Genomic DNA, 2,935 nt, shown 5'->3' with positions numbered 1-2,935 from the left:
ATCCAGAGGCTCAAGCTAATTAATATGCTAATTAACTATAATCTAAATTTATAATTAATTAGGTCATAGTAATTATTTTTCTAGGTAGTTCTAATTTATTAGACTACCTAGATTTTTATTTTTATAAATTATTTTCTATATCATTTAAATAAGATATAACACTATTAAATTTTTCTATTATCTCTTTTAATCTTTCTTTTAAAAATTTTGATGAATTTTTTAAAGAAAGAGAAAAACTTATTAAAGAAAGTTTGAAAAAAGCACTTATGTAAATTGGTATTTTTAAATTTAAAAAATCCTAGGCTCCTGATATTTTTATCAGGATAACCTAGGACTAAAAAATAATTACTATGACCTAATTAATTATAAATTTAGATTATAGTTAATTAGCATATTAATTAGCTTGAGCTTCTGGATATTGAAGAGCGTCCACGCCTTCTTCACCAGTACGTATCTTAACTGCGTTATCTATAGTTGATACGAATATCTTACCATCACCTATGTTACCAGTGTATAGAACTTCCTTAGCAGTATCTATAACAGCTTGAACAGGGACCTTAGCAACGACTATTTCAACTAATATCTTAGGATGTAATTCCATTTCTACTGCGATACCTCTGTAGTACTTAGGAGCACCTTTTTGAGTTCCACAACCTAAAACATTTGAAACTGTCATACCCATTATACCTATTTCGCTTAATGCGTCTTTTAAATCTTTAAATTTATCTTGATCTGTTATTATTTCTATCTTAGTTAATTTGATATCAGAAGCAGTTACGCTAGAATCACGATTATTGCTTACTAATTGAACAGGAACAGCTCTGTCAACAGAAACTTTTTCTTGTGCAGTTTTTAATTTCTTAACTGTACTAGCTTTAGCAAAATCTGCATATGCACTTGTTAAACCATGTTCTAATTTGTCAAGACCAACAACCTCTTCTTCTTCTGTAACTCTAAGACCTAATGTAGCATCTATTACCTTGAATAATACAGTGGTAGTGACAACTACCCAAGCTATAACTGTTACAACACCTAAGCATTGAACACCAAATAGAGTAAATCCACCGCCGTAAACAAGTCCACCATCTACAGCGAATACACCAGTTAATATTGTACCTAAGGCACCACATACACCGTGAACGCCGATTGCACCGACTGGGTCATCTATTTTTAATTTTTGATCTATAAATTCTATTGCAACGACTACTGCTATACCAGCTACTATACCTATTATACAAGCACCAACTGGATTTACAGCGGCACAGCCTGCTGTTATAGCGACAAGACCTGCAAGAGAACCATTTAATGTCATTGAAACGTCTGGTTTTTTGTATTTCACCCAAGTGAATATCATTGTAGTAACAGTAGCAGCTGCAGCAGCTATATTAGTAGTTACAAATACGCTACCTGCTAATACTATAGATTCGTCACCTGTCATAGAAACAGTTGAACATCCATTGAATCCAAACCAACAGAACCATAATATGAAAACTCCTAGAGCTCCTAATGTTATGTTGTGTCCTGGTATAGCTTTTACATTACCGTCTTTGTCTATTTTACCAATACGAGGTCCTAATATTCTTGCACCAACTAAAGCGGCTACACCACCGACCATATGAACTGCAGTAGATCCAGCGAAATCAATAAATCCTAATTGAGAAAGCCATCCACCGCCCCATATCCAGTGACCTGATATAGGATAAATAACTGCACTTATTACTATAGAATAAGCTAAATAAGATTTAAATTTAGTTCTTTCTGCCATAGCTCCTGATACTATAGTAGCAGCAGTGGCACAGAACACTGTTTGGAATATAACAAATGCCCAAGATGGATATCCACCTTCAACACCGTAATCGCCTTGAATAAAGAAATCAAATCCGCCGATAAATTTACCATTACCGGCAAACATTAAACCAAATCCTAAGATCCAGAATATCAATGAACCACAAGCGAAGTCCATTAAGTTTTTCATTATAATATTACCTGCATTTTTAGCTCTAGTAAATCCGGTTTCAACCATTGCAAATCCTGCTTGCATAAAGAATACAAGAGCAGCCCCTAATAATACCCATATCGTATCTACTGATGAATACATAATAAATCCTCCTATTTTATATGAATTATTATAATTTATAAATTCTTTGATTAATTAACTAAATAAACAAAATAATCTGAAAATTTTAAAAATAACAAATAAATTTCTGAAAATATAATTTCGATTAATACAACAAATTAATTATTTCTATAAAAAGTTCAAGGCGCGTACCCACCTAAATATAGTATTTAGATAGAGCACACGCCTTTGTGTAGATAGTATTTAGTTATGTTAAAATATGAATTTTAAATTAATTTATACGCTAAATAATAAATCTGTGTAAGTTGGGAATGGCCAGTATTCCTTTCCAACTAATGTTTCTAGTTCGTCAGCTATAGCACGAACTTCATTCATTTGTGATAATATTGTATCGTGGAAGAATTTTGCTAATTCTTCGCTGTCATCTATATCTTTTGCTTCTAGAACATATTTTTCTAAATCAGCAGTCTTTTTAGCTAAACAAGCACTTAATGAAGATATCTTAGTTACTAAACTAGTTTCTAAAGATGTATCTATATCAGCAGATAAAGTCTTCTTAGCTAAAGCAGATTCAGTTAAATCTTTAGAGTAGTTACATACAGCTGGTATGATATCTTTTTTGATCATTTCAAGCATTGTTTGTGCTTCTATATTTATAGTTTGAGCATATTTTTCAAGTAAGATTTCTTTTCTTGATTCTAATTCTAATCTAGTATATACTCCGTGTTTTTCAAATAATTTCATATTCTTTTCATCTGTGTAGTGAGGTAGAGCATCTGCTGAAGATTTTAAGTTTAATAATCCTCTAGATTCAGCTTCAGTTACCCATTCAGCTGCATAGTTGTTTCCATTGAATAT

Annotated in this window: 1 protein-coding gene and 1 pseudogene; both read right to left on the bottom strand. The window is 31.8% G+C overall.

Features of this window, described 5'->3' with window-relative positions:
• Positions 1-394 precede the first annotated feature (394 nt).
• Positions 395-2,098, bottom strand: a complete 1,704-nt coding sequence (locus SPD90_RS07475) for an ammonium transporter (RefSeq protein ID WP_320924809.1) — start codon at positions 2,096-2,098, stop codon at positions 395-397.
• A 255-nt stretch (positions 2,099-2,353) separates the two neighbouring features.
• Positions 2,354-2,935, bottom strand: a pseudogene (locus SPD90_RS07470) (glutamine synthetase type III); the annotation flags it as partial.

Source organism: Intestinibacter sp. (assembly GCF_034113885.1).
GTDB lineage: Bacteria > Bacillota > Clostridia > Peptostreptococcales > Peptostreptococcaceae > Intestinibacter.
This window is presented reverse-complemented; position numbering and strand designations above follow the sequence as displayed.

What these genes read in the sequence shown, in the direction of transcription:
- SPD90_RS07475 (WP_320924809.1), bottom strand. Translation starts at nt 2,098, where the DNA reads ATGTATTCATCAGTAGATACGATATGGGTATTATTAGGGGCTGCTCTT.